This window comes from Amycolatopsis sp. Hca4 (genome assembly GCF_013364075.1).
Taxonomy (GTDB): domain Bacteria; phylum Actinomycetota; class Actinomycetes; order Mycobacteriales; family Pseudonocardiaceae; genus Amycolatopsis.
Genome location: NZ_CP054925.1, coordinates 6,242,256 through 6,266,365 on the forward strand (window position 1 = coordinate 6,242,256; position 24,110 = coordinate 6,266,365).

Genomic DNA, 24,110 nt, shown 5'->3' on the forward strand with positions numbered 1-24,110 from the left:
CAATCACAGGTGCCGCGAGAGCTGTGGACAAGTTGGGGACAAGCGTGATCGGCATTGGTTAATGCGCAGGTCAGAGGCTGTGTACAAGGTGTGGAGAACTTGCGGAAAACTCGTCCGGCGTGTCGCGGGAAGTCCGTTCTTCGGCGTGTCGTGGACCAGCTCGAACCCATTGGACCGCGCGGCCTGTGGATGAATATCACGCTGGGTAGACGCGCCACCCGGTGGGCTGAACGGCCCGCCGGTCAGGCCGCCGTGAGCCTTCCCTGTGCGCTGCGTAACCGGTCAGCGAGAACGCGCTGGTCGGCCGGGGTGAAGGCGATCCGGTTCTCGCCACGTCCCGGAATCTCCTCGGTCAGCCATCGGCCTTCCGAGGTATCGATGTAGTTCACCGGGCGTTCGATCCGGTGCCGCGCGCCGGTGCGGCTGCGGGCCGCGACGTAGAGGCTGCCGCTCCCCATCCGGCGCAACGCGAGGATCCGGCGGAGCTCCTCGACCTCCTGCGAACCCTCGGCCGGGCGGTCGCTGCGGAGCACGGCAAACCCACCCTCGTCGCTGCGGGCGGTCCCTTCGAGCTGGCCCTTCGGCACCGCGAGCGGGGTCCCGCGGCCGGGCGCCAGCTTCGGGATCTGGCCGAGGAAGTCGTCGAGCAGCTCGTGCGGCTTGGTCGACGCCAGCACGACGACGTCCAGCTCCTCGTGCTTGGCCAGCACGAACGCCTCGCCGCCGGCGCTGCCGGCCAGCAGCCGGTAGCTCACCGGCTTGCCCTGGAACCCGCCGTCGATCCAGCCGTAGTACTCCAGCTGCGGCCGGGCGATCGCCTCGATCGTCGCGACGAACCCGGGGTGCATGCCGCGCGAGCCGAACAGTCCGGCCTTCGCGAGCTCGGCGTTGGTCCGCTCGTCCTCGGCGCGCTGTGCCTCGTCGCTGTACCACGTGGGCGTCTCGGACAGCACCGTGTGCGGCTCGCCGCCCCGGCGCCGGATCAGGTTGATCAGGGTGCCGGTCGTGATCGTGACCTGCCTGTCCAGCACCGCGCTTTCCCCCAGTGGATCGTTGGTGAACCCGCAGGATCCGGGCGCGCCCATCTTGGCACGCACCCGGCGATCCCGCGTCCGCTACTCGCCGATGACCGGCGGCGCGGTCAGCTCGTCGGTTCCGAAGATGTCGTTCGGGTCGTCGCCGAGCAGGTACTTCGACGTGCGTTCCTCGTCGCCGCCGCCCTGGCCCTTGGCGCCGCCGGGGTGCATGCCGCCCATGCCCCCCATCCCGGAGGCACCGGCGCGGCCCGCCCCCGCGCCGCCGGCACCGACGCCGCCGGCACCCGCGCCGCCGCGGCCGGCGCCCGCCGCGTCACCGGCGCCCGGCATGGCCGCCCCGGTCGAGCCGCCGGGCCCGAAGCCGACGCCGCCCGGCCCGAAGCCCGCCGTCGGGTCGCCGATCCCGCCCGAGCCGCCCGGCCCGAAGCCGCCGCCCGGGATGGAGAAGTCGCCGGCGCCGCCGCCACCGCCGCCACTGGGGCCGAAGCCGCCGGCGCCGGGGATCTTCGGCGGGGTGAACCCCGACGAGTGTGTGCCGTCGGAGAAGTTCGGCGGCGTGTAGTTACCCACCCCGGGGATCTTGCCCGGGTCGTAGCTCCCGCCCGGGACCTTCGACGGGTCGAAGTTCGGCGGCCTCGACGGGTCGAAGCCCGGCACCTTGCCCGGGTCGAAGCTGCCGCCGGGGGTGTTCGGCTGGCCGGGGAAGGACGGGACGCCACCCGGTCCCGGCATGTTCACCCCGGGCACCGAGCCGGTGCCGTTGGGGTTCCCGTTGCCGTTGTTGCCGTTGTTCCTGCCGTCGTCGCCCGGCTTCTTCTTGCCGTCTTCGCCGCCGTCGACGTTGACGTTCTCCTGCTGGCCCTGCAGCGCCGCGTACGTCGGCATCTTCTGGCCGTTGTCGTTGCTCGCCTTGTAGTAGGTGTTGAAGGCGTCGACGTTGGCCTGGCCCTTGGCGTTGTAGTCGCGGATCGCCCGGTCGGTGTCGGTCGTCCACGGCGTGACCGCGTTGAGCAGGTTGTTCTTCGGCGGGTCCTTCGGCACCTGCTGGACCTGCGCGTGCACCGTGGTGAAGGCGTTGTGCTGCTCGCCGAGGTACTTGTCGGAGTCGGTCAGCTTGGTGCCCGAGTCCTCCATCCACACCCGCAGCGGGTGGGCCCCTGCCTTCTGCGCCGCTTCGGCGCCGCCGCCGGTCCAGGCCGCGTCCATCTCCTTGGCGAGCGCGTCGATGGTGCCGAGGCGTTCCTGATAAGCGCCCTTCAGCCGGCTCGCCGCGGACTGCCCGTTCTCGATCGAGCCGGCGCCGGGACCGGTGGTGATCTTCTCCCAGATGTCGTAGCAGTCGATCTTGCGGTCGCCCTGCACCGACGTGTGGTCGTCCGAATGCGTGGTCGCCATGTTGTAGGCGGCGAAGCCGCCCAGGAGCACCAGTTCCAGCATCTCAGCCTCCCAGGGTGCGGATCATCGACTCACCGAACTTCATCGCCACGGAGCACGGGTCCCCCGCCCCGGCACCGTTGTCGTACTGCACCAGGATGTTGACCACCAGCTGGTCGGTCACCGCGACGAACAGGCCGCACTTGCCGTTCTTGCGGTCGTCCGCCGCCGCGGCGTAGACGCCCGGGTAGCCGTAGGCCTGGGTCTCGCCCCAGTAGGCGTCGTTGGCCTTGGTGTCGTAGACGTCCTGGAGGCCGTTCTTGTTCGCCGTCACCGTGGTCACGTCGATCTGGTTGCCCGGGTCGGCGGACTCCTGGAACGTGCAGCTCGGACCGTTGCCGGTGCTGCGCGGCGAGCCCTCGCCGAGGCCCAGCGAGGAACGCCCGGACGCGTTCAGCGTCGCGCAGGCGTCCGAGGTGATCGACGCGGTGTTCAGCGGGCTGGGCACCTTCGGCGCGGTGTCGGCGGTGGACCGGCTGGTCTCGCCGGCCGATTCGGCCGTGGACGGCGCCGGGTTGGCGGTGCCGCGGGTCTTGCCGCCGCAGCCGGCCATGGCGAGCACGGCACAGGCCAGCGCCGGGACGGCGAGGAGTCGTCGGTTCACGTGGCCTGGTTCCCCCGCTTCGAAAGGTCGGTGTAGACGTCCGACTCCTTGGTGGTGATCCGCTGCTTCGCGGCGGTCAGCGCCTCGATGTAGTTCTTGACGTATTCCTGCATCTTCCGGTTCTGCTCGAGGAACGCCTTGCCGGACGGGTTCGCGAGCTTCTCCCAGTCGCCGCTGGCGAACTCCTTGCCGGGCGCCTTCACGTTCGCCATCAGGTTGGCGTCGGCGTAGTCGCGCTTCAGGTCGGCCTGCAGGTCCTGCCACTTCTTGATGACGCCGTCGATCTTGTCGGCGTCGAAGGTGAAGCCGCCGCCACCGCCGGCCGGCGCGGACATGTTGACCTCGTTAGCCATGCGATCCCATCCCCTTCGCGTCCTCGCCCATTCTCCTCCGACGCCGCCACGGTGTCCGAGGTTCCCCGGAAAGCGTGAAGGCGGGCCACCCACCAGGGGTGACCCGCCTTCCCAAGACGTACTGCCTTACTGCGCGACGGCCTTGACCTCGAGCCGCACGTCGACCTTGACGTCCGGGTGCAGCCGGGCGCCGACCGAGTGCTTGCCCACGGTCTTGATGTGGTCGCGGAGCTCGATGACGCGCTTGTCGAGCAGCGGGCCACCGGCCGCCTTGATCGCCTCGACGATCTCGCCGGCGGTGATCGAGCCGAAGAGCTTCTTCGAGCCCTCGGCCGCCTTGCCGGTCAGCTGGATGGCGCCGAGGCCCTCCAGCGTCGCCTTGATCTCCTTGGCGTGGTCGAGGTCGCGGATGCGACGGCTCTCCTGCGCGCGCTGGATGGTGCGCACGTTCTTCTCCGCGCCCTTGGAGGCCACGATCGCGTAGCCCCGCGGGAGCAGGTAGTTGCGCGCGTAGCCGTCCTTGACCTCGACGATGTCGCCGGGGCCGCCCAGGTTGGCCACGTCCGTGGTGAGGATGATCTTCGCCATTTCAGTGCCCTCCCTTAGCGCGCGGTCGAGGTGTAGGGCAGCAGCGCCATCTCGCGGGAGTTCTTGACCGCGATGGCGATGTCACGCTGGTGCTGGCTGCAGTTGCCGGTGACGCGACGGGCACGGATCTTGCCGCGGTCGGAGATGTACTTCCGCAGCAGGTTGGTGTCCTTGTAGTCGATCAGTTCCGGGCGGCCCTTCTTCTCGGCCTTGCAGAACACGCAGACCTTCTTCTTGGGCTTGCGGATGGGTGGCTTGGCCACTGTCTACTCCTGGTAATTCAAATCTTTGTGTGGATGTGTACGAGATCAGAAGGGGGGCTCGTCCGAGAAGCCGCCGCCACCGCTGCTCGCGGCGGGCGCGGAGCCCCACGGGTCGTCGGCAGGCATGCCGCCGCCGCCACCGCGGTTCCCACCGCCACCGCCGCCGCCGCCGAAGTCACCGCCGCCACCGCGGCTGACCTTGTTGACCTTGGCCGTGGCGTAGCGCAGCGAGGGACCGATCTCGTCGACCTCGAGCTCGACGACGGTCCGCTTCTCGCCTTCCTTGGTCTCGAACGACCGCTGCTTCAGGCGGCCCTGCACGACGACGCGGGCGCCGCGGGTCAGGGACTCGGCGACGTTCTCCGCCGCCTGCCGCCAGATGTTGCAGCGCAGGAACAGCGCCTCGCCGTCCTTCCACTCGCCGGACTGCCGGTCGAGGGTGCGCGGGGTGGACGCGACGGTGAAGTTCGCGACCGCCGCACCGGACGGGGTGAAGCGCAGTTCCGGGTCGGACGTCAGGTTGCCGACCACCGTGATGACGGTGTCTCCAGCCATCGGGGTTCCCCTCGGGCTCAGGCCTTGGCGGCTGCGGGCTTGGCCGCGGCGCGCTTGACCTCGCGACGCATGACCTTGGTGCGGAGCACGGTCTCCTGCAGCGACAGCTGGCGGTCCAGCTCCTTCACCGCGTCCGAGGACGAGTTCAGGTCGAGCAGGGCGTAGATGCCCTCGGCGTGCTTCTTGATCTCGTACGAAAGGCGGCGGCGGCCCCAGACGTCGACCTTCTCCACGGAACCGCCCGAAGTGCGGATCACGTTGAGGAAGTTGTCCAGCGTGGGGGCGACCGTGCGCTCGTCGAGCGTGGGGTCCAGGATGACCATTACCTCGTAATGGCGTGACACAACCACTCACCTCCTATGGGCTCGCGGCCACGGACTGTCCGTGGCAGGAGGGTTTGTCCAGGTAAGGCTACCTGGGGGTACCGACAGGGCCGGACGCCGGGGTCAGGCGGCCCGGCGGAGCACCCAGGTGCGCACGAGCCCGGCGGTGACGCCGGCGAGCACGATCACCGCGATCAGCATGGGCAGCTGCACGTCGTTCGACGCGCCGTTCGAGGCCAGCGACTGCGCGTTGCCCGCGTCGCGGATGTCCGCGCCCTGGCCGCTCTGGTCGCCCGCGCCCGCCTGCGGGGCCGACGCGTCACCGGGCAGGGTGCCGTTCGCCGGGTACCGCACGCCGGGGGCGACGGCCGTGCCGGCGGTCGCCGTCGGGATGCCGCTGTAGTCGCGCATCGGCGCGCTGCCGCCCGTGCCGCCCGCGGTGCCCGGGTTCAGGTTCGAGAGGTTGCCGGACGCGCCGCCGGGGCTGGTGCCGGGCGCGGTGCCGGTGCCGCCTTGCGGGGTGCCGGCGTTCGGCGTGCTCGGCGCCACGTAGTTGCCGGCGAGCAGTGTGAGGCCGCAGCCCTTGGCGACCGTGGTTTCCACGCTGTCCAGCGTCTTCTTCCAGTCGAGGCCGAGGCCCCACGTGCCGGAGTTGGACAGGGCGGTGCGCACCGCCTTGCCGATCGCGGCGCCGGTCGCCTCGCCACCTGCGGAATTCGGCACCTGGCCCACCGGGATCGAGTGGATCTTGGCGATGGAATCGCCTGCCCAGCTTCCGACCGCGAGGGTGCCGGCGTTGTTTGCCCCGTTGGTGACCAGCGTTTTGACCGAGGTTCCGTCGATCGCGACCTGGTCGCCCATCTGCCCGGTGACCGAGCCGGTGCAGCTGCTGCTGACGATGGTTGTCGCCGCGGAGGCCGTGCCCATGGAAAGGAATGCGCCGCCGGCGATGAACGCGGCGATGGCGGTGACGGTCAGGGTCTTCCGCACGAGCAATCCTCCAGGGAAATCACGGGGGCGTCGTTCCACTCGACATCAGGATGAACGACCGGGATACGCGAAAGATACTCGGCAGTCGGGTCAATTGGCAGCGGCCATTCGGCGGAGTACCCAGGTCCGGACCAGACCCGCGCTGACTCCGGAGAGTGCCAGAACCGCAATCAGCAGCGGCAGGTTCGACCCGTTCGTGAAGCCGTCCGATGCCGAGGGTAGCGCTTCCGCCTGTCCCGCGGTCTGGACGCCGGAGTTGCCCTGCGCCGCGCCATCCGGACCGGTGAGGCCGTACTGCGGGGCGTAACCCGGGATCTGGCTGCCGTACCGGATCGCCGGGGACGGCGTGAACAGCCCGGCCGTCGCGAACGGGATGCCGCTGTAGTCGCGCATCGGGGCGTAGCCCGTGCCGAGGGTGAACGGGAAGCCGCCGAACACCGGGGTGCTCGCGAAGCCGGGCAGGAGCGGGCTGTTGGCGTCCGGGATCGGCGTGCTGCCCTGCGGGGTGCCGCCCTGCTGCGGCGCGCCACCGGTTCCGCCCGGTGCCGGCGGCTGCTGCGGGTTGCCGCCCGTGCCGCCGGGCTGCTGCGGGGCGGGCTGGCCGCCGCCGGTGAGGGAGCGGAGACCCTGCTGGGTGCCGCCGGTCACGCCCTGCACGCCCTGGTTGATCGCGCTCGCCGCGGGCGCCCCGATCACCGGCACCGGCGAGACGACGGTGTTCACCACGTTCACGGTGACGTTGCAGAGCGTGCCGAGGACCGCGTTGATCGTCCCGGTCAGCACCTTCGTGGTTTCGGTGACGACGCCGAGGTTCAGCGGGAGGCCGAGCAGGGGCGTGGTGGCCTTGACCGTGTCGCCGGGCTTCGCGGTCACCGTGTCGCCGCACTTGGCCGTGATCGTGTCCGCCGAGGCGGTGCCGGGCAGGCCGAGCACGGCGGAACCCGCGAGGACGAATGCCGCCGCACCGACCGCCGTTGCCCTCCGTGTCCGATCCTGCATGCTCGCCGCCCCTGGTGTCGTCGCCTACTTCCCAGTACAACGACGCTAAGGCAGCCCGGTGACGCCCGCTCGCTCAGAAATGTCCGGCATTCGGGTGGAAGGGCACGTCACGGTGCGTCAGGCGGGGCTGCGGCGGATCCAGGCCCGGACGAGCGCGGCCGCGACGATCGTGAGCGCCAGCACCGCGAGCAGCACCGGCAGCTTCGCCGGCGGAGTCACGGCGGGCAGGGCCTCGGCGGTGCCGGACCTCTCGGCGTCGACGGTCGGCGGGACCTGCTGACCCGGGATGATCTGTGCGATCACCGGCGCCTGCACCAGGGTGCCCGGGAGCAGCGCGGCGTTGGTGAAGATGCCCGAAATCGCGTCACCCGGCAGGCCCGCGTTCCCCGGACCGGTGACGATCGGGCCGGTGCTGCTGCCCGGCGGGTTCGGCCCCGGGTTCGGCGGTGTCGGGCCGGGCGGGGCGGGCTGCGGCGGGTTCGGGCCCGGCGACGGCGGCAGTGGCAGCGGCGGCAGGTCGCCTGCCACGCCCTGGGTCAGGTTGCCGACGGCGTTGACCGTGCCCTGCGCGGCCGGGCAGACGCCCTTCGCCGCCGCGTCGCCGACCAGCGGCACCTGGCCGATGCCGAGCGCCTTCACCGTGTCGCCGAGCGGCAGCGTGAGCAGGGGTGCCGTGCCGTTCGTGTTCCGCGAGCTCGAGTCGAGGCCGACGGTGAGCCGGTTCGGGGCGTTCAGCGGAGCGCCCGCGTCGAGCGTCAGCCCGGACGAGCTCCCCTGCTGCAGGGTGGCCTCGCAGCTGCCGCCGAGCGTCGGGCTGGTGTCGGCGTTCGCCAGGCCCGGCACCGCGAGCACTGCCGAGGCGGCGATCGTGAACCCCAGTGCGGTGATCCGGGTGACGTGCTTCCCCATCTTGCCCTCCGGCAGTCGGACCGATCTGGATCACGGAACGCGCTCACGGTACTCCACGAGCGTCACCAACCGGGCTCACCGGCCGGAAATGGGATCCGGAGTACCGTTCTCGCCATGCTGATTGGCGCCCATGTCCGTGACGACGACCCGTTGACCGCGGTCGCCGACCGCAAAGCCGACGTCGTCCAGTTCTTCCTCTCCGACCCCCAGGGCTGGAAAGCCCCGAAGCCGCACCCGCACGGCGAGGCCATCGCGGCCGACCCGGTCGAGGTGTTCATCCACTCGCCGTACCTGATCAACGTGGCTTCGCTGAACAACAAGATCCGGATCCCGTCCCGCAAGAACGTCACGCAGCACGCGGACGGCGCCGCGGCGATCGGCGCGAAGGGCCTGATCGTGCACGGCGGGCACGTCGGCGCGAACGACGACGTCGAAGCGGGCCTGGACAACTGGCGCAAGCTGTTCGAGCGCGAGCAGGAGAAGGGCGGCTTCAAGGTCCCGATCCTGATCGAGAACACCGCGGGCGGCGAAAACGCGATCACCCGCGACCTCGACGTCATCGCCCGGCTGTGGGACAAGGTCGGCGAGTTCGGTGCCGGGTTCTGCCTGGACACCTGCCACGCCTTCGCGGCGGGCTGGGACCTGGCCACCGCCGTCGAGAAGGTCATGGCCATCACCGGCCGGATCGACCTGGTGCACCTCAACAACTCCCGCGACGAGTTCGGCTCGACCCGGGACCGGCACGCGAACGTCGTCAAGGGCGAGGGCACGATCGACCCCGAGGTGCTGGTCGCCGTCGCCCGCGCGGCCGGTGCCCCGGTCGTCGTCGAGACGCCGCCCGACGGCCAGGCCGCCGACATCGCCTACCTGCGCGAACAGCTGGGCTGAACGGCAGTATTCAAACGCTCACGGCCCGCCGGCGGCGCCGGGTGGCGTTCGGGATGATCACGTCCCGGGCGCCGTCGAGGAAGCCGCCGGCCGGGTCGTCGTCGCCGTCGGCCCGCACCAGGTCGGTGGCCGGGCGGTAGATCTCGCGGACCACCAGCACGCACAGCCCGGCGACGGCGAGGTCGCGGACCACCACCGTGCCCAGGAACCAGCCCTCGGGCAGGCCCTTGTGGTCGACGCCGAGGTAGTAGAACATCCGCGGCACCCAGACGACGGCGTCGATCAGCATCCAGCCGAGCAGCAGCCGCCAGCGCGGGATGGCCAGCACGGCCAGCGGGACGAGCCACAGCGAGTACTGCGGGCTCCACACCTTGTTCGTCAGCAGGAACGCGGCCACCACGAGGAACGCGAGCTGGCCGACCCGCGGCCGGCGCGGCGCGGCGAGCGCGAGGTAGGCGATCCCGGCGCAGCAGGTCAGGAACAGCACGGCGACGGTGATGTTCAGGTAGGTCGGCGTCTGGTTCTTCTGCAGCACGCCGTCGAACCCGGGCCAGCCGGTGGTGTACGAGAAGACGTTGTACAGCGAGTCCGGGTCCATCGGCCGCAGGGTGCTCATCCGGAAGAACTCCCACCAGCCGCGGGTCGCGGTGAGGATGAACGGCACGTTCACCGCCAGCCACGTCACGACGGTGGCGCCCGCGGTCTTCCAGAACGGCGTCAGCTTGCCCGCGCGCAGGCACAGGAAGAACAGCACGCCGACCAGGAAGAGCGGGTAGAGCTTCGCCGTCGCGCCCAGCCCGAGCAGCAGCCCGGCGAGCAGCGGCCGCTTGCGGGCCCAGGCGAGCAGGCCGGTGGCCGTGAACGCGGTCGCGAGCGCGTCGAAGTTGGTGAAGGCGTGCACCAGCACCAGCGGCGAGATCGCCACCAGGACCATGTCCCACGGCCGGCGTTTCACGGTCCGCCCGGTCGCCCACACGGTGACCAGCCACGCGATCGCCAGGAAGAACGCCGTGATGTCGAAGTAGATCGCCACCGGCAGCCCGCCCGGCAGCCAGCCGGACTGGGCGATGTTGTACCAACCGGCCGCGAGCTTCGCGTTCACCCACTGGAAGAGGCCGGTGAGCACCGGGTACTCCATGTACCGGGTGTTGTTCTCGGCGGTCTGCGAGCTCTCCTTCCACGACGTGTAGTACGGGAAGGTGCCCGGCCGGTCGAGCCGCTCGGAGCCGTACAGCGGCACGATGTCGGAGTAGCACATCGCGACGAACGGGCGGCCCGCGCGCCAGTCGAGCTGGGTCGCGCCGCTGGAGTCCTGGTACTGCTGGATGCAGGAGCCCTTGCCGAACCAGCAGAGCATCAGCGCCAGCGTGGCCAGCAGCAGCCCGACGCGCTGTGGCGACCAGAACCAGTGCCTGCCGACCGCCGCGTGCTCACCGAGTGGGCCGCCCAGCGGTCTGGTGACGGCCGCGGCGAGTGGCTCGTTCCAGCTCGGGACGACCCGGTCCGCCCGGGTCAGCGTCACGGGAGCGGGTTCCGCCTCCCGCGTGGTCTCCTCTGGCACGAGGCGGATGGTATCGGTGATCGGGGTGCGCGGCGGTGAAGCCGGTGATCATGCCGGATTCGCGTAGTACGAGGCCAGCACCTCCGCGGCCGCGCCGCGGGTGACGATCTCCTCGCCGGAGCCGTCTTCGACGACCTCGATCCGCTGCCAGTGCGGCAGCGGCAGCAGTTCCTCGAGCCGGGCCGAGACGGCTTCGCGGTGGACGTCCGGCTCGTCCCGGACCGCCCGCCCGGCCAGCACGATCCGCTCCAGGTCGAGCACCTGCACCAGGTCGGCCAGCCCGATGCCGAGGAAGCCCGCGGCCGCCCGGGTGTCCGGCGCGCGCTTGGCCATGATCTCGACGCAGCCGCGCCGCCCGCAGGCGCACTGCGGCCCGTCGAAGGCGATCGTGGTGTGCCCGAACTCACCCGCGTTGGTCCGCGGGCCGCGGTAGAGCCGGCCGTCGATCAGCAGGCCGACGCCGATGCCGGTGCCGACGAGCACCACCGCGGTGGCCGTCGGCTCGCCGTGCGGCCAGAGCCGGGCGAACGCGGCGGCGTTGGTGTTCTTGTCGAGCGTCACCGGTAGCCCGGTGCGCTGTTCCAGCAGGTCGCGCAGGGGCACGTCGTGCCAGCCGGGCATGTTCGTCGCGTCGCGGACCAGGCCGGCCCGGTGGTCCAGCGGACCGACCGCACCGAGGCCGAGGCCCAGCACGTCGAAGCCGTCGGCGAGTTCGTGCGCGGTGGCCCCGATGGCGTCGACGGCCTGCTCGGGCGTGAAGCCGGGCGGCAACAGGCCACCCGCCGTCTCCTCGACCTCGCCGACGAGGTTGACGCGCAGCACGTGGTACTCGTCGCGGTCCAGGCGCGCGCCGAGCGCGTGCTTGGCGCCCGCGCGGATGCGCAGGGCCGTGCGGGGCTTGCCGACACCGGTGGAGGGCTGGCGTTCCTCGTCCAGCAGGCCGGTGTCCAGCAGCTCGGGGACGATTTTGGAGACGGCCTGCTGGGTGAGGCCGGTGCGTTCGGCGAGCTCGACGCGGCTGAGGCCGCCGGCCCGCAGGATGTGGGAGAGCAGCAGGGCGCGGTTGTGCGCGCGCACGTCGCGCAGGTTCACCCCGGTCTCCGCCATGCCAGGATCTTCGCACGTCCGGTCAGTTAGGCAACGCTGTTGTTTTATTGGCGGCCGACGCGGTTTAATAACGGCATGGCGGACGACTTGCGCGTGGGCATCCTCGGGTACGGCATCGGGGGACGCGTCTTCCACGCGCCGCTGGTGGCGGCGACGCCCGGGCTCACCCCGGCGGTGATCACGACGTCGAGCAACGCCGCGCAGGCCCGCGCCGACCACCCGGGCGCCGAGGTGGTGCCGAACGCGGACGCGTTGTTCGAGCGCGCGGGCGACCTCGACCTCGTCGTGGTCAGCACGCCCAACCGCACGCACGTGCCGCTCGCGCTGCGGGCGATCGAAGCCGGCCTGCCGGTGGTCGTCGACAAGCCGTTCGCGCCGACCGCCGCCGAGGCGCAGCAGGTCGTCGACGCGGCGAAGGCGGCGGGCGTCGGCCTGACGGTCTTCCAGAACCGGCGGCTCGACTCCGACTTCCTCACCGTGCGGAAGGTCCTCGACTCGGGACGGCTCGGCGAGGTGTTCCGCTTCGAGTCCCGCTACGACCGCTGGGTGCCGAAGCCCAAGGACAACTGGCGCGAGTTCGGCGACCCGGCCGAGGCAGGCGGCCTGCTCTACGACCTCGGCGCGCACATCGTCGACCAGGCGCTGCAGCTGTTCGGCCCGGTCACCCGCGTCTACGCGGAGGTCGACCGCCGCCGGGCAGGCGTCCAGGTCGACGACGACGTCTTCGTCGCGCTGCACCACGCGAACGGCGTCCGCTCGCACCTGTGGGCGACCGCGCTCGCGGCCACCCTGAACCCGCGGTTCCGCGTTCTCGGCGACCGGGCGACGTTCACCAAGTACGGCCTCGACGTGCAGGAGCCGCAGATCAAGGCGGGCCTGCGCCCCGGCGACGCCGGCTGGGGCGCCGAGCCCGCGGGAGACGCCGGGAAGCTCGGCGTCGGCCCGGAGATCGAGACCGTGCCCACCGAGGTCGGTCGCTACGAGCAGTTCTACGCCGAGGTGCGCGACGCCCTGCGCGGCGAAGGCGAGTTCCCGGTCGACCCGGCGTCGTCGGTCGCGGCCCTGCGCGTCATCGAGGCGGCCCACCGCTCCGGCGTCGAAGGCACCGTGGTCGACCTCTGACCCCCTGACCGGCCGTGACCTCGGTGACCCCCAGCTCCGAGGTCACGGCCTCCTCCCCCGGACGGCTCGCCGCGCTCACGGGCCGTTGTTCGGCTGACCGGTGTTCGACTGGCCGGTGTCGTTCCCGTTGCCACGGCCGGGACCCCGGCCGTCGCGCCGCACCCGGTTCTGCTGCTGTTGCTGCTGCTGGTCCGGGTTGCCGCCGCGGCCGATGGTGAAGCGCTGCTCCTGCTGGTTCTGCTGTTGCTGCTGCTGGAACTGCTGCTGTTGCTGCTGGAACTGGAGCTGCTGCTGCAGCTGGTCGTCCTGCGGCGAGGTGATCGCCTGGACGCGGTCGAACCGCTCGGCCGGCTTCCCGGCCAGGTAGAGCTGCATGAACCGCTGCCAGACCGGGCCGGCCACCACCGACGGCGTCAGCGGCTGGCCGGTCGGGCCGCGCAGGTCCTTGTCGCCGTCGCCGCCCACCCAGACCGCGGCGGACACCGATGGCGTGTAGCCCACCATCCACGTCTGCGAGTTCGTGTTCGCCGCGGACGCCGGTTCGTCCGCGCCGGGTGTGTGCTGCTGGGTGCCGGTCTTGCCGGCGCACTCGTGGCCGGCCGGGCAGGTCAGCCGCGAGAACGGGATCACCGGCGCCAGCGCGGCGGTCACGTTCCCGGCGATCTGCCTGCTCTTGCCGCGGTCGTTGTCCGCGAAGGCGTCCGTCGCGCGCGTGTCGGCCTCGTAGGCGGTTTCGCCCGCGGAGTTCGTCACCTTCTGCACGAAGTGGCGGCTGTGCTGGACGCCGCCGGCGGCGAAGGTCGCGTACGCCGCAGCCATGTCGGCCGGGGTGACCGCGGTCTGGCCGCCGCCGATGGAGATGTTGTTGTCCCCGGTGAACAGCTCGCTGCGGCCACCGGTTTCCTTCGTGCGGATGCCCGCCTCCTGCGCGGCTTCGGCCACCCCGCCGGGCTTGGTCACGTTGAGCACCATGTCGTAGAAGACGGTGTTGGTGGACCGCTGCATCGCCTCGGCCACCGTGCACGTCTCCGAGCAGCTGCTGCTGGCGCCGGCGTTGCGCACCGGCAGCGGCACGTCGGGGAACGTCCGCGGCGAGCGGCCGTCGAAGACCGCGTTGAGCCCGCGGCCGCCCTTGAGGAACGCCGTGAGGTCGAACGGTTTCATCGACGACCCGGGGTTGTGGGCTTCGTCCGCCCAGTCGCGCCCGGCCAGGTCCTCGCCGTTGGGGCCCTTCACGATCGGCGCGCCGCCGTAGTAGGCGAGCACGCCGCCGGACTTCGGGTCGACGGCGACCAGCGCGTCGAGGATCCGGTCGTCGGTCTGCCCGGCCATCCCGTCGGCCACGGCCTTCTCGGCGGCTTCCTGCGCCCGCGAGTCGATCGTGGTGAACACCTGGAACCCACCCGAGTAGTACTTCTCCTCGGGGATCCCCGCCGCGGCCAGCTCGGCCTTCACCTGCTTCCGGACGAACGGGTTGATCTTGGTGGCCTGCCGCGACTCCACGAGCGGGACCGGCGCCGGGAACTTCGCCGCCTTCCGGTCGGCGGCGGTGAGGTACCCGTTGCGCTGCATGCGGTCCAGCGCGGTGCCCCACCGGTCGCGGGCGACCGTCGCGTTCTCCGACCGGCCCGGTTGCTGGATCAGCCCGGCGAGCAGCGCCGCTTCGGAGTAGTTCAGCTGGGCCGCGTCCTTGCCGAAGTACGCCTGCGCCGCCGCCTGGATGCCGTACGCGCCGCGGCCGAAGTAGATGATGTTGAGGTAGGCGGTGATGATGTCCGCCTTGTCGTAGGTCTGGTTCATCTTGAACGACTTCGCGAGCTCGACCCACTTGCGCGTCAGCGTCGGCGCGTCGTCGCCGGAGGAGACCTTGACGTACTGCTGCGAGATCGTCGACCCGCCACCCGAGCCGCCGGTGACCTGGTTGTAGGCGGCCCGCGCGATGCCGGAGACGTCGAAGCCGGAGTTGGTCTCGAAGGACGCGTCTTCGGTGGCGATCACGGCCTTCTTGACCACGTCCGGGATCTGGCCAGGGGTCAGGATCTGCCGGTTCCCGCCGGTGGGCACGTCCTTGCCCATCTCGGTGCCGTCGGCGTAGAGGTAGGTGACCGCCTGGCCCTGCGACTGCGCGACCGTGGCCGGCGACGGCACGTCGACGGAGAAGTAGGTGATCACGAAGGCGACCGCGGGCACCAGGAAGAACAGGCCGGACAGCACGTACAGCACCCGGCGGACGGTCCGCCAGCGGCGGCGGCGCGGATCCGCCGCCGGGGGCACGGCGACGCCGTCGGCGGGTTCGTCCGGTCCAGCCGCGGGCGGGAGGGGCCGTCGTGGCTGGTAACGACCACGCGGCACCGGCCTCCGGCCGGACCTCGAGCGATTTCGGTCGGTGTACACGGGCCGTCCTCCGGTACGCCGGTGGGCTGCGGGCGCAGGCCCCTCGACACTCCACACGGACCACGGGCGGCGGTGGTTCACCGGGCTTCCTGAACGACGAAGGCCCCGCACTGTTTCCAGTGCGGGGCCTTCGGTCAGCCTTCGCCGGCGCCGGGTGGCCGGGCCAGCCCGTCACCGGGCAGTGGCGGCGTGGAGCCACCCGGGCCCGGCCGCGTCGGCCGCCCCGTCCGCGACGTTTCGGTCTGCGTCTCGGTCGACGTTTCCGAGGGCGTCGAGGTGGGCGTCTCCGTCGGCGTCTCGGTCGGCGTCGCCGTCTCCGACGGCTTGGCCTGGGTCGTGGTGACGTCGTTGACGTCCTTGCCGATCGGGTCGACCTTCTGGAACTTCTCCGGCGGGGTCCCGTCCAGGTAGTTCTTCATGAACTGTTCCCAGATGGGCCCGGAGATGGTGCTACCGAAGATCGGCTTGTTCTTGTTGTCGTGCAGCGGGATGTTGCCGTCGCCGCCGACCCAGGCCGCGGCCGAGACCGACGGGGTGTAGCCCACCATCCAGGTCTGGGCGTTGCGGTCCTTGTACGCCGCGGGATCGCCGTCACGCGGGTCGTACTGCTGCGTACCGGTCTTGCCGGCGCACTGGTGACCGGGCGGGCACTCCAGCTTGGAGTGGGCGATGACCGGGCCGAGCGCCATGGTCACGTTGCCGGCGATCTGCGCGGTCTTCTGCGCGTCGCTGTCGAACGCGGGCTTGGCCTGGTACTTGCTCTCGTCGAACTCGACCTCGTCCTGTGCGTTGGTCAGCTTGGCGACGAAGTGGGCCTGGCGCTGCATGCCGTCACCGGCGAAGGTGGCGTACCCCGCGGCCATGGCCTCCGGCGTCGCCACGGTGGCGCCACCGCCGAGCGCGATGTTGATGTCCTGGCTCATCTGCGGTGACGTCGGAACGCCCGCTTCGTTGGCGGCCTGGGCCACCTTCGCCGGCTTCGTGATGTTGTAGACCATGTCGTAGAAGACGGTGTTCGCCGAGATCTCCATCGCCGTGGCGACGGTGCACTGCGCGCTGCAGCTGGAACTCTCGCCCGCGTTGCGGATCGTCTTCGGCGGGTTGCCGAACTTCCGGTTGTTCTGCCCGTCGAAGGTGTCGCCGAGGCCCTTGCCCATCTTCAGGTACGCGGTGAGGTCGAAGGCCTTGAACGACGAACCCGGGTTCCGCGCCTGGTTGGCCCGGTCCTGGCCGGTCTGGTCTTCGCCCTTGTCGTTCTTCACGATGTCGGGACCGCCGTAGTAGGCGAGGATGCCGCCGGTCTTCGGGCTCACCGCGACCAGTGCGCTGAGGAGCCGGTCGTCGGTCTGGCCCTTCATCTTGTCCGCGACCGCGTCCTCGGCCGCCTTCTGGGCCTTGGGGTCGATCGTGGTGTAGACCTTGGCGCCGGTCGCGTGCAGCCTGGCGCTGTCGTAGCCCTGGTCCGCCAGCTCGTCGTCGATCCGCTGCTGGATGTGGAACGACATCGACTGGCCGGTGTCCTTGGCCGCCTTCGGGATCGGCGTCGGGAACTGGGCGCCCGCGCGCTCGTCGGCCCGCAGCCACTTGTTGGCCACCATCTGGTCCATCACGTACGACCAGCGCTGCTGAGCGTACTTCTGGTTCTCCGACTTGCTGGGGCCCTGGATGAGACCCGCGAGCAGCGCCGCCTCGGAGGGGCTGAGGTCCTTGGCGTCCTTGTTGAAGTAGTTCTTCGCGGCCGACTGGATCCCGTTGGACCCGCGTCCGAAGTAGACGATGTTCAGGTAGCCCGTGATGATCTCTTCCTTGGACTCCTGGTTGTTCATCTTGAACGACTTGGCCAGCTCGGTCCACTTGCGGGTGAGCGTCGGGGCGTCGTTTTCGGTGGCCTTCTTGATGTACTGCTGGGAGATGGTCGAACCACCGCCCTGGCCACCGGTGGCCTGGTTGAAGACCGCGCGGAGGATGCCGGTGACGTCGAAGCCGGAGTTCGTCTCGAAGGTCGCGTCCTCGGCCGAGTACACCGCGTGCTTGACGACGTCCGGGATCTCGCCGGGCTTGAGCAGCTGGCGGTCGCCGCCCTTGGGCAGCGACTTGCCCATGACCGTCTTGCCGTCGGCGTAGTAGTAGGTGACCGGCTGGCTCTGCAGCGCCGCGACGCTCTCCGGCGTCGGCACGTCGACCAGGAAGTACGTGATCACGAACGCGATCGCCGGGACGATGAAGAAGACACCGACGCACGCGTACGCGACCCGCCGGATGATCTTCCAGCGGCGCTTCTTCCGCTGCGCCGGCGTGAGGACCTTGCGGCCCTTCTCGTCGAGCTCCTCCTGGGGCCCGACGTCGTCGGCGAAGTCGTCGAACCGGTCGTCGTCGTACGGGTCGTAGGAGTCCTCGGTCCCGTTGTGCGCGTGGTGGGTGATGAGATCCGGCTCACGTGCCGGCTCCGGCTCCGGGCGGCGGCCACCGGGCGGCGGCTGCCGGAAGCCCTGCGGCGGCGAGCCGGGCGGGCCACCGGGACGGCGGCCGCCGGGCGGCGGCGGCTGGCGACGGCCGGCCGCGCCGCCGGGCGCCTGCGGACGTCGTGGCTGGTCACCGGGCCACTGCTGGCCACCTTCATCGCCGGACGGCCAGGCCGGGCCGCCCTGCCGGGGATTGCCGCGGGGCGGCGTGGCGCGCCGGGGCGACTCACCGGGCCACGCGGGTCCCGCTTCTTCACCCGGCCATTGGGCGCGACGGGGTGCGTCTGGCTCCTGGTTGGGCCAGGAGCGGTTGTCGTCGGTCACGGACGGTCCTCCCGGATCAGTACCCGCAGGGGCGCTGACCTGCGTGTTGCGATGGTCGTACGGTGGCTCACCGGCCCGTGGTCCTTCGCGGACCCGCCGGTTCCCCTGTGCCCAGGACGTATGACCGCACCAAGTGGTTCCAGTGGCACGCCCGGCACACTTCGACGTCGTACACGGTGAATTCGCCGAACGAGCCGGCCATCCTGGCCAGCTCCTCGGGGGTCCTGGCCGAGCCCGCGACGTGCTTGAGCTCGTCGCCGTAGACCCAGGACACCAGGGTCAGCGGTTCCTGGCGGCAGATCGGGCACGGCAGTTCGCCGTCCCGGCCGTGGAACTTCGCCGCCCGCAGCAGGTACGGGCTGGCGTCACAGGCCTCGTGGCTGCCGACGCGCCCGGAGCGGACTTCGGCCAGCAGCGCACGGCGCTGCAGCGCGTAATCCACGACCTGCCGCTGATTAATCACGAGGACAGAGTACGGGCTCTTCCTGTGACGTCCACGCCCCCTAGCGCCCATCGGTGTCTGACCGGCGCGGACACGCCGGGCGTTCGATAACTCTCCGGTGAATTTCCCCCACGACGGAGTGGGCGGCCCTGTTGGCTTCGCCACTTCGATGTATCGGCGCGATATAGTGGCTGAGTAGGTTGGATCGAGGCGCTCGTTCGGAGCAACGCGGGTCGTCTCGGTTTGTTCCCGAAAGGGGGTGCGGTGTGCTGGAGTTCGCGATCCTCGGTCTTCTGCACGAAGCGCCCATGCACGGGTACGTGCTGCGCAAGCGGCTGCACGAGACGCTCGGCACGTTCCGGACGTTCTCGTACGGCTCGCTGTACCCGACCCTGCGGAAGCTGCTGCGGGCCGGGTACCTGGTCGAGGAGCTGGACGAGGCCGACGACCGGGCGTGGTCGCGGCGCGGACGGCGGGTCTACAAGCTCACCGCGGAGGGCAAGGAGCGCTTCGGTGAGCTGCTCGGCGACGCCGGGCCGCAGACCTGGGACGACGAAGGTTTCGGCGTCCACCTGGCCTTCTTCTCGCGGACCCCGGCCGACGTGCGGATGCGGATCCTCGAGGGCCGCCGCCGCCGCGTCGAGGAGCGCCGCGAGGGCATGCGGGCGGCGCTGGCCAGGGCCGAGGAGAAGATCGATCGCTACACCCGCGAACTGCACCGGCTGGGGCTGGAGACCAGCGAGCGGGAGGTGCGCTGGCTCAACGAGCTGATCGCGCACGAACAAGCCGAACGGCAGGGTCCGGAGACCTGAGCCTGCCGGCCGGGCCGCAGCGTCGCGGCACAGACCTACTGAACAACACGGATTGAAGGAGAAACCCCCATGGGCGAGAACCGCCGCGTACGGGTGGCCATCGTGGGCGTCGGCAACTGCGCGGCGTCGCTGGTCCAGGGTGTCCAGTACTACCGCGACGCGGACCCGGCCACCCGCGTCCCCGGTCTGATGCACGTCGACTTCGGCGGCTACCACGTCCGCGACATCGAGTTCGTCGCCGCGTTCGACGTGGACGCCAAGAAGGTCAGCCGCGACCTGTCCGAGGCGATCTTCGCGTCCGAGAACAACACCATCAAGATCGCCGACGTGCCGCCGCTCGGCGTCACCGTCCAGCGCGGGCACACCCACGACGGGCTCGGCCGCTTCTACCGCGAGACGATCGAGGAGTCCGACGAGACCCCGGTCGACGTCGTCGCCGCGCTGCGCGAGGCGCAGGCCGACGTGCTCGTGTCGTACCTGCCGGTGGGCTCCGAGGTGGCCGACAAGTTCTACGCCCAGGCCGCGATCGACGCCGGCGTGGCGTTCGTCAACGCGCTCCCGGTGTTCATCGCCTCCGACCCGGAGTGGGCCCAGAAGTTCACCGACGCCGGCGTCCCGATCGTCGGCGACGACATCAAGTCCCAGGTCGGCGCCACCATCACGCACCGCGTGCTGGCGAAGCTGTTCGAGGACCGCGGCGTCCAGCTCGACCGGACGATGCAGCTCAACGTGGGCGGGAACATGGACTTCCTGAACATGAAGGAGCTCGAGCGGCTCGAGTCGAAGAAGATCTCGAAGACCCAGTCCGTCACCTCGCAGGTCGACCGCGACCTCGGCAAGGGCAACGTCCACATCGGGCCGTCGGACTACGTGCAGTGGCTCGACGACCGCAAGTGGGCCTACGTCCGGCTCGAGGGCCGCGCGTTCGGCGACGTGCCGCTGAACCTGGAGTACAAGCTCGAGGTGTGGGACTCCCCCAACTCGGCGGGCATCATCATCGACGCGGTGCGCGCGGCGAAGATCGCGCTCGACCGCGGCATCGGCGGCCCGATCCTGTCGGCGTCCTCCTACTTCATGAAGTCGCCGCCGGAGCAGTACGACGACGCGACCGCGCGCGACGCCGTGGAGAAGTTCATCCGCGGCGAGGTCGAGCGGTAGAGCTGATCTTCGGGGAAGGCCGTCACCGCTGGTGGCGGCCTTTTTCTCGTGGTGGACTAAACCGGTGGGGCGGGGCAGGCGTTGGCGGGGTGTGAGTGCGAGCGTGGGCGAGAGCGTGCCGGGGGACCTGGGCGCGCCGACCTTCCACGACCTCTTCCGCGAGTACTTCGGCCAGATGACCCGCTTGGCCCACCTGCTCGGCGCGGACGACGCGGAGAACATCGCGCAGGAGGCCTTCGTCAAGCTCCACCAGCGCTGGGACTCCCTGACCGACCACACGCGGGTGGCCGGCTACCTCCGCACGACCGTGGTGAACATGTCGCGGTCGCGGACCCGGCACCTGCGCGTCGTCCGGCGGACCCCGCCCGAACGGCCGCCGGACGAGCTGTCGGCCGAGGTCAGGGCGGTGGCGAACTGGGAGCACCAGCAGCTGCGGGCGGTGCTGGTCAAGCTGTCCCGGCGGCAGCGCGAGGTCCTCGTGCTGCGGTACTGGCTGGACTTGAGCACGACGGCGATCGCTGAGACCCTCGGTATCTCACCGGGCACGGTCAAGGCGACCACGCACCACGCGATGGAGAACCTGCGCAAGCACCTGGGGGACGACCCGGGAGGTGAGCGATGACCGACCTCGAACGCAAGCTGGCCGAGACGCTGCGGGCGCAGGCCGGGGAGGTCACGCCCAACCTCGAGGTGGCCTGGGCGGAGCAGCAGCGCCGGCAGCAGCGGCCACCGAGACGCCGCCGGGCCGCCGTGTGGGTGGCGCCGCTGGCCGCCGTGCTGGTGGTGCTGACCAGCGCACTGCTGGCCACCAAGCTGAACGTGTCCCAGCCCCCGCCGCAGCCCGCGAAGCAGCCGGGGCAGGAGCTGCTGCTCCCGAAGCCCTTGACCTCGCCGCCGGGCGTGACCCTCGTCGGTGAGCCGAAGGCGCTCACCGACTTCGCGGGGCAGATCGGCGCCTGGACCTCCTACGCCAGCGACGCGGCCGACGGCTCCGGGAAGCGCATGTTCTGCGTCGAAGCGCTGCCCAAGGGCGCGATCCACGGCGGGCCGGAGTCGAACTTCGGCGTCGAGTCGCCGTCCTGCGTGCCGGTGTCGTCGTCGCCCGTGAGCGCCGGGTACGTGGGCAAGGACGGGGGGCCGCTGCCCGAGGGCAAGGCGGTCTTCCTCGCCGATCCGACGGTGCGGGTGCTGCGCCTCTACGACGCGGACGGCAACCTGAGCTCGGTGAAGGAGGTCGGCACGCTGGGGTACGACCACCTCTTCCTCGCCGACGTGCAGCCCGGCTCGCCGCCGGTCCGCTTCGAGGTCAACCCAGTCCAAGCGCAGCCGGCAACCCGGTGATCTTCTCCACCACCGCCGTCGCCTGCGCCAGCACCTCGGGGGCCGGCGGGAAGTGCGGGTTCGGCACCGCGTAGACCGCCATCTTCGCCGCCAGCGCGGACCGCAGCCCGTTCGTCGTGTCCTCGACGGCCGCGCAGTCCTCCGGGGCCACGCCCAGCAGCTCGGCCGCCCGCAGGTAGACGTCCGGCGCCGGTTTTCCGGCCCCGACCTGCTCGGACGAGACGGCCGCGCCCACCGGCAGGCCGGTCACGTCGAGGAAGCCCTTGATCAGGATCACCGGCGACGAGCTCGCGATCGCCACCGGCCAGCGCGCCGACACCTGCCGGACGACGTCCACCGCGCCCGGGATCACCGGCGGCTCGGCGGCGTACCGGGCCGCCATCCGCTTGACCACGAGCGTCGCGATCTCCGGTGGCGACAGCCGTGCGCCCAGCTCCTCGACCAGGTAGCGGGCCCATTCCGGGGTGCTCATCCCCTGCAGCGCCCGGGTCGCCTCCTCGCGCCAGGTGCCGCCGTGCTCGGCGACGACCGCGCGCCGCACCTCGTCCCAGATCCGCTCGGAGTCCACCAGCACGCCGTCGAGGTCGAAGATCACCGCGTCCATGGCCCGAGCCTAGCCTGTGAGCGGACTTACTTAGCCACCCTTACTAATTTTTGTTAGCCTAGCTAAGTGACTTCCGCGATCACCGATCTCGCCCACCGGCTGCGGCCGCTGGTCTTCCGGCTCTACCACCAGGTCCGCCGGCAGACCCCGCAGCTGACGCTGACCCTCACCCAGGGTTCGGTGCTGAGTGAGCTGGTCAACGGCGGTCCGCGGCGGATGAGCGCGCTGGCCGAGTTCGAACGGGTCAAGCTGCCGTCGATGACCGACGTCGTCAGCAGGCTCGAACGGCTCGGGCTGGCGATCCGCCGCCCGGACCCCGCCGACGGCCGTGCCGTGCTGGTCGAAGTCACCGACGAGGGCCTGCGCTTTTACGCCGAACTGGTGACGGCTCGCGAGGAGTTCCTCCGCGAGCGGCTCATCGCGATGGACGAATCCGACCGCGCAGCGATCGATGCCGCCCTGCCCGCTCTCGCCAAGTTGCTCGTTGACACCAAGAAGGAGGAACTGATCAGCGATGAGCGCTGAACACCACTCGAGCCTGCTGGACGCGGTCAAGGGCCAGCCCAAGCAGGTGTGGATCACCGCGTTCGCCGCGGTCATCGCCTTCATGGGGATCGGCCTGGTCGACCCGATCCTGCTCTCCATCGCCAAGGGGCTGGACGCGACGCCGTCGCAGGTCACCCTGCTCTTCTCGTCCTACCTCGGCGTTCAGGTCGTCGCGATGCTGGTCACCGGCGCGGCCAGCGCCCGCTTCGGCGCCAAGCGCACGGTCCTGGTCGGGCTGACGCTGATCGTCGCCGCCACCGCGCTGTGCGCGGCCGCCGGGTCGATCGAGCAGCTCGTCGGGCTGCGCGCGGTCTGGGGCCTCGGCAACGCCTTCTTCATCGCGACGGCGCTTTCGGTGATCGTCGGCGCCGCGACCGGCGGCCAGTCCGGCGCGATCCTGCTCTACGAGGCCGCGCTCGGCGTCGGCCTGTCGGTCGGCCCGCTGCTGGGCGCGCTGCTCGGCAGCATCTCGTGGCGCGGCCCGTTCCTGGGCACCGCGATCCTGATGGCGGGCGCGCTGGTGCTGTGCGCGGTCTTCCTCAAGAGCGACAAGCACGAGCGCCGCGAGCCGATCAAGCTGCTCGACCCGCTGCGCGCGCTGAAGCACACCGGCCTGCTGCGCACCTCCGTCGCCTCGGCGCTGTACACTGCCGCGTTCTTCGCGGTGCTGGCCTGGTCGCCGTTCGTCCTCGGCTGGAGCGCGATCGCCGTCGGCCTGGTGTTCTGCGGCTGGGGCCTGTGCGTCGCCGTCGCCGGGGTCGCCCTCGCGCCGCGGCTGGCCGCCCGGCTCGGCGAGCGGCACGCCGCCGCGGCCGCCGTCTTCGGGTACGCCGTGCTGATGGTGGTGCTCGCCGTGCCGAGCAAGCCGGTGCTGGTCGCCGGGATCATCGTCTCCGGGCTGGTGTCCGGTCTGCTGAACACGCTGTTCACCGGCACCGCGATGTCGATCAGCGACGCCCCGCGCCCGGTCGCCAGCGCGGGCTACAACTTCTGCCGCTGGCTCGGTGGCGCGGTCGCCGCGACGCTCGTCGGGCACGTCGCCGAGTGGTTCGGCTCGCCGCAGGCGCCGTTCGTCGCCTCGGCCGTGCTGTGCGTCGTCGCCGGTGTGCTGCTCTCGCTGCGGGAGAAGAAGGCGGACCCGCACACCCTGCCGAAGGAAGCCGTGCTCGTCGGCGAAGAGTTCTGAGTCACACCCGTACGGAGCAGTAGTACACCCGCCGTTCACCTGTATGTCGGGAATGGCTGGTTTGGGAAGCTTACGGTCGGTTCGTTCCCGAACTCCCCACCATGGAGG

Annotated in this window: 25 protein-coding genes; 8 read left to right on the plus strand and 17 right to left on the minus strand. The window is 70.8% G+C overall.

Annotation, left to right across the window (positions count from 1 at the left end; translation table 11 throughout):
- Positions 1–242 precede the first annotated feature (242 nt).
- The 11 genes from HUT10_RS27785 to HUT10_RS27835 all read right to left on the minus strand — a co-directional run bounded on the left by HUT10_RS27785 (position 243) and on the right by HUT10_RS27835 (position 8,055).
- Positions 243–1,031, minus strand: coding sequence for an ESX secretion-associated protein EspG (locus HUT10_RS27785; RefSeq protein ID WP_176178041.1), 789 nt, complete (start codon positions 1,029–1,031; stop codon positions 243–245).
- 84 nt (positions 1,032–1,115) lie between these two features.
- Entirely contained in the window at positions 1,116–2,474 is a 1,359-nt protein-coding gene (locus tag HUT10_RS27790; protein WP_176173893.1) for a hypothetical protein, read from the minus strand.
- Position 2,475: 1 nt separating this feature from the next.
- Complete coding sequence (locus HUT10_RS27795; RefSeq protein ID WP_176173894.1) at positions 2,476–3,075, minus strand: DUF3558 domain-containing protein; 600 nt, start codon at positions 3,073–3,075, stop codon at positions 2,476–2,478.
- On the minus strand, positions 3,072–3,428 hold the full coding sequence (locus HUT10_RS27800; RefSeq protein WP_176173895.1) for a hypothetical protein: 357 nt from the start codon (positions 3,426–3,428) through the stop codon (positions 3,072–3,074). The genes HUT10_RS27795 and HUT10_RS27800 overlap by 4 nt, the downstream gene beginning before the upstream one ends.
- A gap of 126 nt (positions 3,429–3,554) precedes the next feature.
- Complete coding sequence (rplI, locus tag HUT10_RS27805; RefSeq protein ID WP_176173896.1) at positions 3,555–4,016, minus strand: 50S ribosomal protein L9; 462 nt, start codon at positions 4,014–4,016, stop codon at positions 3,555–3,557.
- A 14-nt stretch (positions 4,017–4,030) separates the two neighbouring features.
- Complete coding sequence (gene rpsR, locus HUT10_RS27810) at positions 4,031–4,279, minus strand: 30S ribosomal protein S18 (RefSeq protein ID WP_003098744.1); 249 nt, start codon at positions 4,277–4,279, stop codon at positions 4,031–4,033.
- A gap of 45 nt (positions 4,280–4,324) precedes the next feature.
- Positions 4,325–4,834 (minus strand): single-stranded DNA-binding protein, encoded by a 510-nt coding sequence (locus HUT10_RS27815; RefSeq protein WP_176173897.1) that lies wholly within the window; start codon positions 4,832–4,834, stop codon positions 4,325–4,327.
- Between the two features lie 17 nt (positions 4,835–4,851).
- Positions 4,852–5,178 (minus strand): 30S ribosomal protein S6, encoded by a 327-nt coding sequence (rpsF, locus tag HUT10_RS27820; RefSeq protein ID WP_176173898.1) that lies wholly within the window; start codon positions 5,176–5,178, stop codon positions 4,852–4,854.
- A gap of 102 nt (positions 5,179–5,280) precedes the next feature.
- Positions 5,281–6,153 carry a hypothetical protein gene (locus HUT10_RS27825; protein WP_176173899.1) on the minus strand — a complete coding sequence of 291 codons (873 nt, stop codon included), beginning with the start codon at positions 6,151–6,153 and terminating at the stop codon, positions 5,281–5,283.
- A gap of 84 nt (positions 6,154–6,237) precedes the next feature.
- Positions 6,238–7,146: a hypothetical protein gene (locus HUT10_RS27830; protein ID WP_176173900.1), complete on the minus strand. Its 909-nt coding sequence runs from the start codon at positions 7,144–7,146 to the stop codon at positions 6,238–6,240.
- A gap of 117 nt (positions 7,147–7,263) precedes the next feature.
- A complete protein-coding gene (locus tag HUT10_RS27835) occupies positions 7,264–8,055 on the minus strand; it encodes a hypothetical protein (RefSeq protein ID WP_176173901.1) in 792 nt (263 codons plus the stop codon).
- A gap of 114 nt (positions 8,056–8,169) precedes the next feature.
- On the opposite strand from HUT10_RS27835, the gene HUT10_RS27840 reads away from it, so the two are divergent.
- Positions 8,170–8,943 carry a deoxyribonuclease IV gene (locus HUT10_RS27840; RefSeq protein WP_176173902.1) on the plus strand — a complete coding sequence of 258 codons (774 nt, stop codon included), beginning with the start codon at positions 8,170–8,172 and terminating at the stop codon, positions 8,941–8,943.
- A gap of 10 nt (positions 8,944–8,953) precedes the next feature.
- Here HUT10_RS27840 and HUT10_RS27845 read toward each other — a convergent pair whose 3' ends face one another.
- The gene (locus HUT10_RS27845) at positions 8,954–10,504 is read right to left on the minus strand and encodes a glycosyltransferase family 87 protein (RefSeq protein WP_176173903.1); all 1,551 of its coding nucleotides are present in this window, start codon (positions 10,502–10,504) and stop codon (positions 8,954–8,956) included.
- A 48-nt stretch (positions 10,505–10,552) separates the two neighbouring features.
- The gene (locus HUT10_RS27850) at positions 10,553–11,611 is read right to left on the minus strand and encodes an ROK family transcriptional regulator (protein ID WP_176173904.1); all 1,059 of its coding nucleotides are present in this window, start codon (positions 11,609–11,611) and stop codon (positions 10,553–10,555) included.
- A 75-nt stretch (positions 11,612–11,686) separates the two neighbouring features.
- Here HUT10_RS27850 and HUT10_RS27855 point away from each other — a divergent pair, with 75 nt between their 5' ends.
- Positions 11,687–12,733 (plus strand): Gfo/Idh/MocA family oxidoreductase, encoded by a 1,047-nt coding sequence (locus HUT10_RS27855; RefSeq protein WP_176173905.1) that lies wholly within the window; start codon positions 11,687–11,689, stop codon positions 12,731–12,733.
- A 75-nt stretch (positions 12,734–12,808) separates the two neighbouring features.
- Here the strand turns inward: HUT10_RS27855 and HUT10_RS27860 are convergent, their stop codons facing one another.
- From HUT10_RS27860 to HUT10_RS27870, 3 genes are all read right to left on the minus strand, one after another.
- Positions 12,809–15,127: a transglycosylase domain-containing protein gene (locus HUT10_RS27860; RefSeq protein ID WP_176173906.1), complete on the minus strand. Its 2,319-nt coding sequence runs from the start codon at positions 15,125–15,127 to the stop codon at positions 12,809–12,811.
- Positions 15,128–15,261: 134 nt separating this feature from the next.
- Positions 15,262–17,913 (minus strand): transglycosylase domain-containing protein, encoded by a 2,652-nt coding sequence (locus HUT10_RS27865; RefSeq protein ID WP_176173907.1) that lies wholly within the window; start codon positions 17,911–17,913, stop codon positions 15,262–15,264.
- A 67-nt stretch (positions 17,914–17,980) separates the two neighbouring features.
- Positions 17,981–18,376: a DUF5318 domain-containing protein gene (locus tag HUT10_RS27870; protein ID WP_176173908.1), complete on the minus strand. Its 396-nt coding sequence runs from the start codon at positions 18,374–18,376 to the stop codon at positions 17,981–17,983.
- A gap of 245 nt (positions 18,377–18,621) precedes the next feature.
- Between HUT10_RS27870 and HUT10_RS27875 the strand changes: the two genes are divergently transcribed.
- From HUT10_RS27875 to HUT10_RS27890, 4 genes are all read left to right on the plus strand, one after another.
- Positions 18,622–19,167 carry a PadR family transcriptional regulator gene (locus HUT10_RS27875; protein WP_086679623.1) on the plus strand — a complete coding sequence of 182 codons (546 nt, stop codon included), beginning with the start codon at positions 18,622–18,624 and terminating at the stop codon, positions 19,165–19,167.
- Between the two features lie 69 nt (positions 19,168–19,236).
- Positions 19,237–20,325: an inositol-3-phosphate synthase gene (locus HUT10_RS27880; RefSeq protein WP_176173909.1), complete on the plus strand. Its 1,089-nt coding sequence runs from the start codon at positions 19,237–19,239 to the stop codon at positions 20,323–20,325.
- 91 nt (positions 20,326–20,416) lie between these two features.
- The gene (locus HUT10_RS27885; protein WP_254897066.1) at positions 20,417–20,947 is read left to right on the plus strand and encodes an RNA polymerase sigma factor; all 531 of its coding nucleotides are present in this window, start codon (positions 20,417–20,419) and stop codon (positions 20,945–20,947) included.
- Positions 20,944–21,666 (plus strand): hypothetical protein, encoded by a 723-nt coding sequence (locus HUT10_RS27890; RefSeq protein ID WP_176173910.1) that lies wholly within the window; start codon positions 20,944–20,946, stop codon positions 21,664–21,666. Before HUT10_RS27885 ends, HUT10_RS27890 begins: the two co-directional genes overlap by 4 nt.
- Here HUT10_RS27890 and HUT10_RS27895 read toward each other — a convergent pair.
- Entirely contained in the window at positions 21,632–22,270 is a 639-nt protein-coding gene (locus HUT10_RS27895) for an HAD family phosphatase (protein WP_176173911.1), read from the minus strand. The two genes, HUT10_RS27890 and HUT10_RS27895, sit on opposite strands and share 35 nt — an antisense overlap.
- Before the next feature lie 66 nt (positions 22,271–22,336).
- On the opposite strand from HUT10_RS27895, the gene HUT10_RS27900 reads away from it, so the two are divergent.
- Positions 22,337–22,795 carry a MarR family winged helix-turn-helix transcriptional regulator gene (locus tag HUT10_RS27900; protein WP_176173912.1) on the plus strand — a complete coding sequence of 153 codons (459 nt, stop codon included), beginning with the start codon at positions 22,337–22,339 and terminating at the stop codon, positions 22,793–22,795.
- On the plus strand, positions 22,785–24,002 hold the full coding sequence (locus tag HUT10_RS27905; protein ID WP_176173913.1) for an MFS transporter: 1,218 nt from the start codon (positions 22,785–22,787) through the stop codon (positions 24,000–24,002). The genes HUT10_RS27900 and HUT10_RS27905 overlap by 11 nt, the downstream gene beginning before the upstream one ends.
- Positions 24,003–24,110: the final 108 nt, after the last annotated feature.

Coding starts and splice junctions, on each gene's coding strand:
- HUT10_RS27790 (WP_176173893.1), bottom strand. CDS start 2,474: ATGCTGGAACTGGTGCTCCTGGGCGGCTTCGCCGCCTACAACATGGCG.
- HUT10_RS27800 (WP_176173895.1), bottom strand. CDS start 3,428: ATGGCTAACGAGGTCAACATGTCCGCGCCGGCCGGCGGTGGCGGCGGC.
- rplI (WP_176173896.1), bottom strand. CDS start 4,016: ATGGCGAAGATCATCCTCACCACGGACGTGGCCAACCTGGGCGGCCCC.
- HUT10_RS27815 (WP_176173897.1), bottom strand. CDS start 4,834: ATGGCTGGAGACACCGTCATCACGGTGGTCGGCAACCTGACGTCCGAC.
- HUT10_RS27830 (WP_176173900.1), bottom strand. CDS start 7,146: ATGCAGGATCGGACACGGAGGGCAACGGCGGTCGGTGCGGCGGCATTC.
- HUT10_RS27835 (WP_176173901.1), bottom strand. CDS start 8,055: ATGGGGAAGCACGTCACCCGGATCACCGCACTGGGGTTCACGATCGCC.
- HUT10_RS27840 (WP_176173902.1), top strand. CDS start 8,170: ATGCTGATTGGCGCCCATGTCCGTGACGACGACCCGTTGACCGCGGTC.
- HUT10_RS27850 (WP_176173904.1), bottom strand. CDS start 11,611: ATGGCGGAGACCGGGGTGAACCTGCGCGACGTGCGCGCGCACAACCGC.
- HUT10_RS27855 (WP_176173905.1), top strand. CDS start 11,687: ATGGCGGACGACTTGCGCGTGGGCATCCTCGGGTACGGCATCGGGGGA.
- HUT10_RS27880 (WP_176173909.1), top strand. CDS start 19,237: ATGGGCGAGAACCGCCGCGTACGGGTGGCCATCGTGGGCGTCGGCAAC.
- HUT10_RS27890 (WP_176173910.1), top strand. CDS start 20,944: ATGACCGACCTCGAACGCAAGCTGGCCGAGACGCTGCGGGCGCAGGCC.
- HUT10_RS27895 (WP_176173911.1), bottom strand. CDS start 22,270: ATGGACGCGGTGATCTTCGACCTCGACGGCGTGCTGGTGGACTCCGAG.
- HUT10_RS27905 (WP_176173913.1), top strand. CDS start 22,785: ATGAGCGCTGAACACCACTCGAGCCTGCTGGACGCGGTCAAGGGCCAG.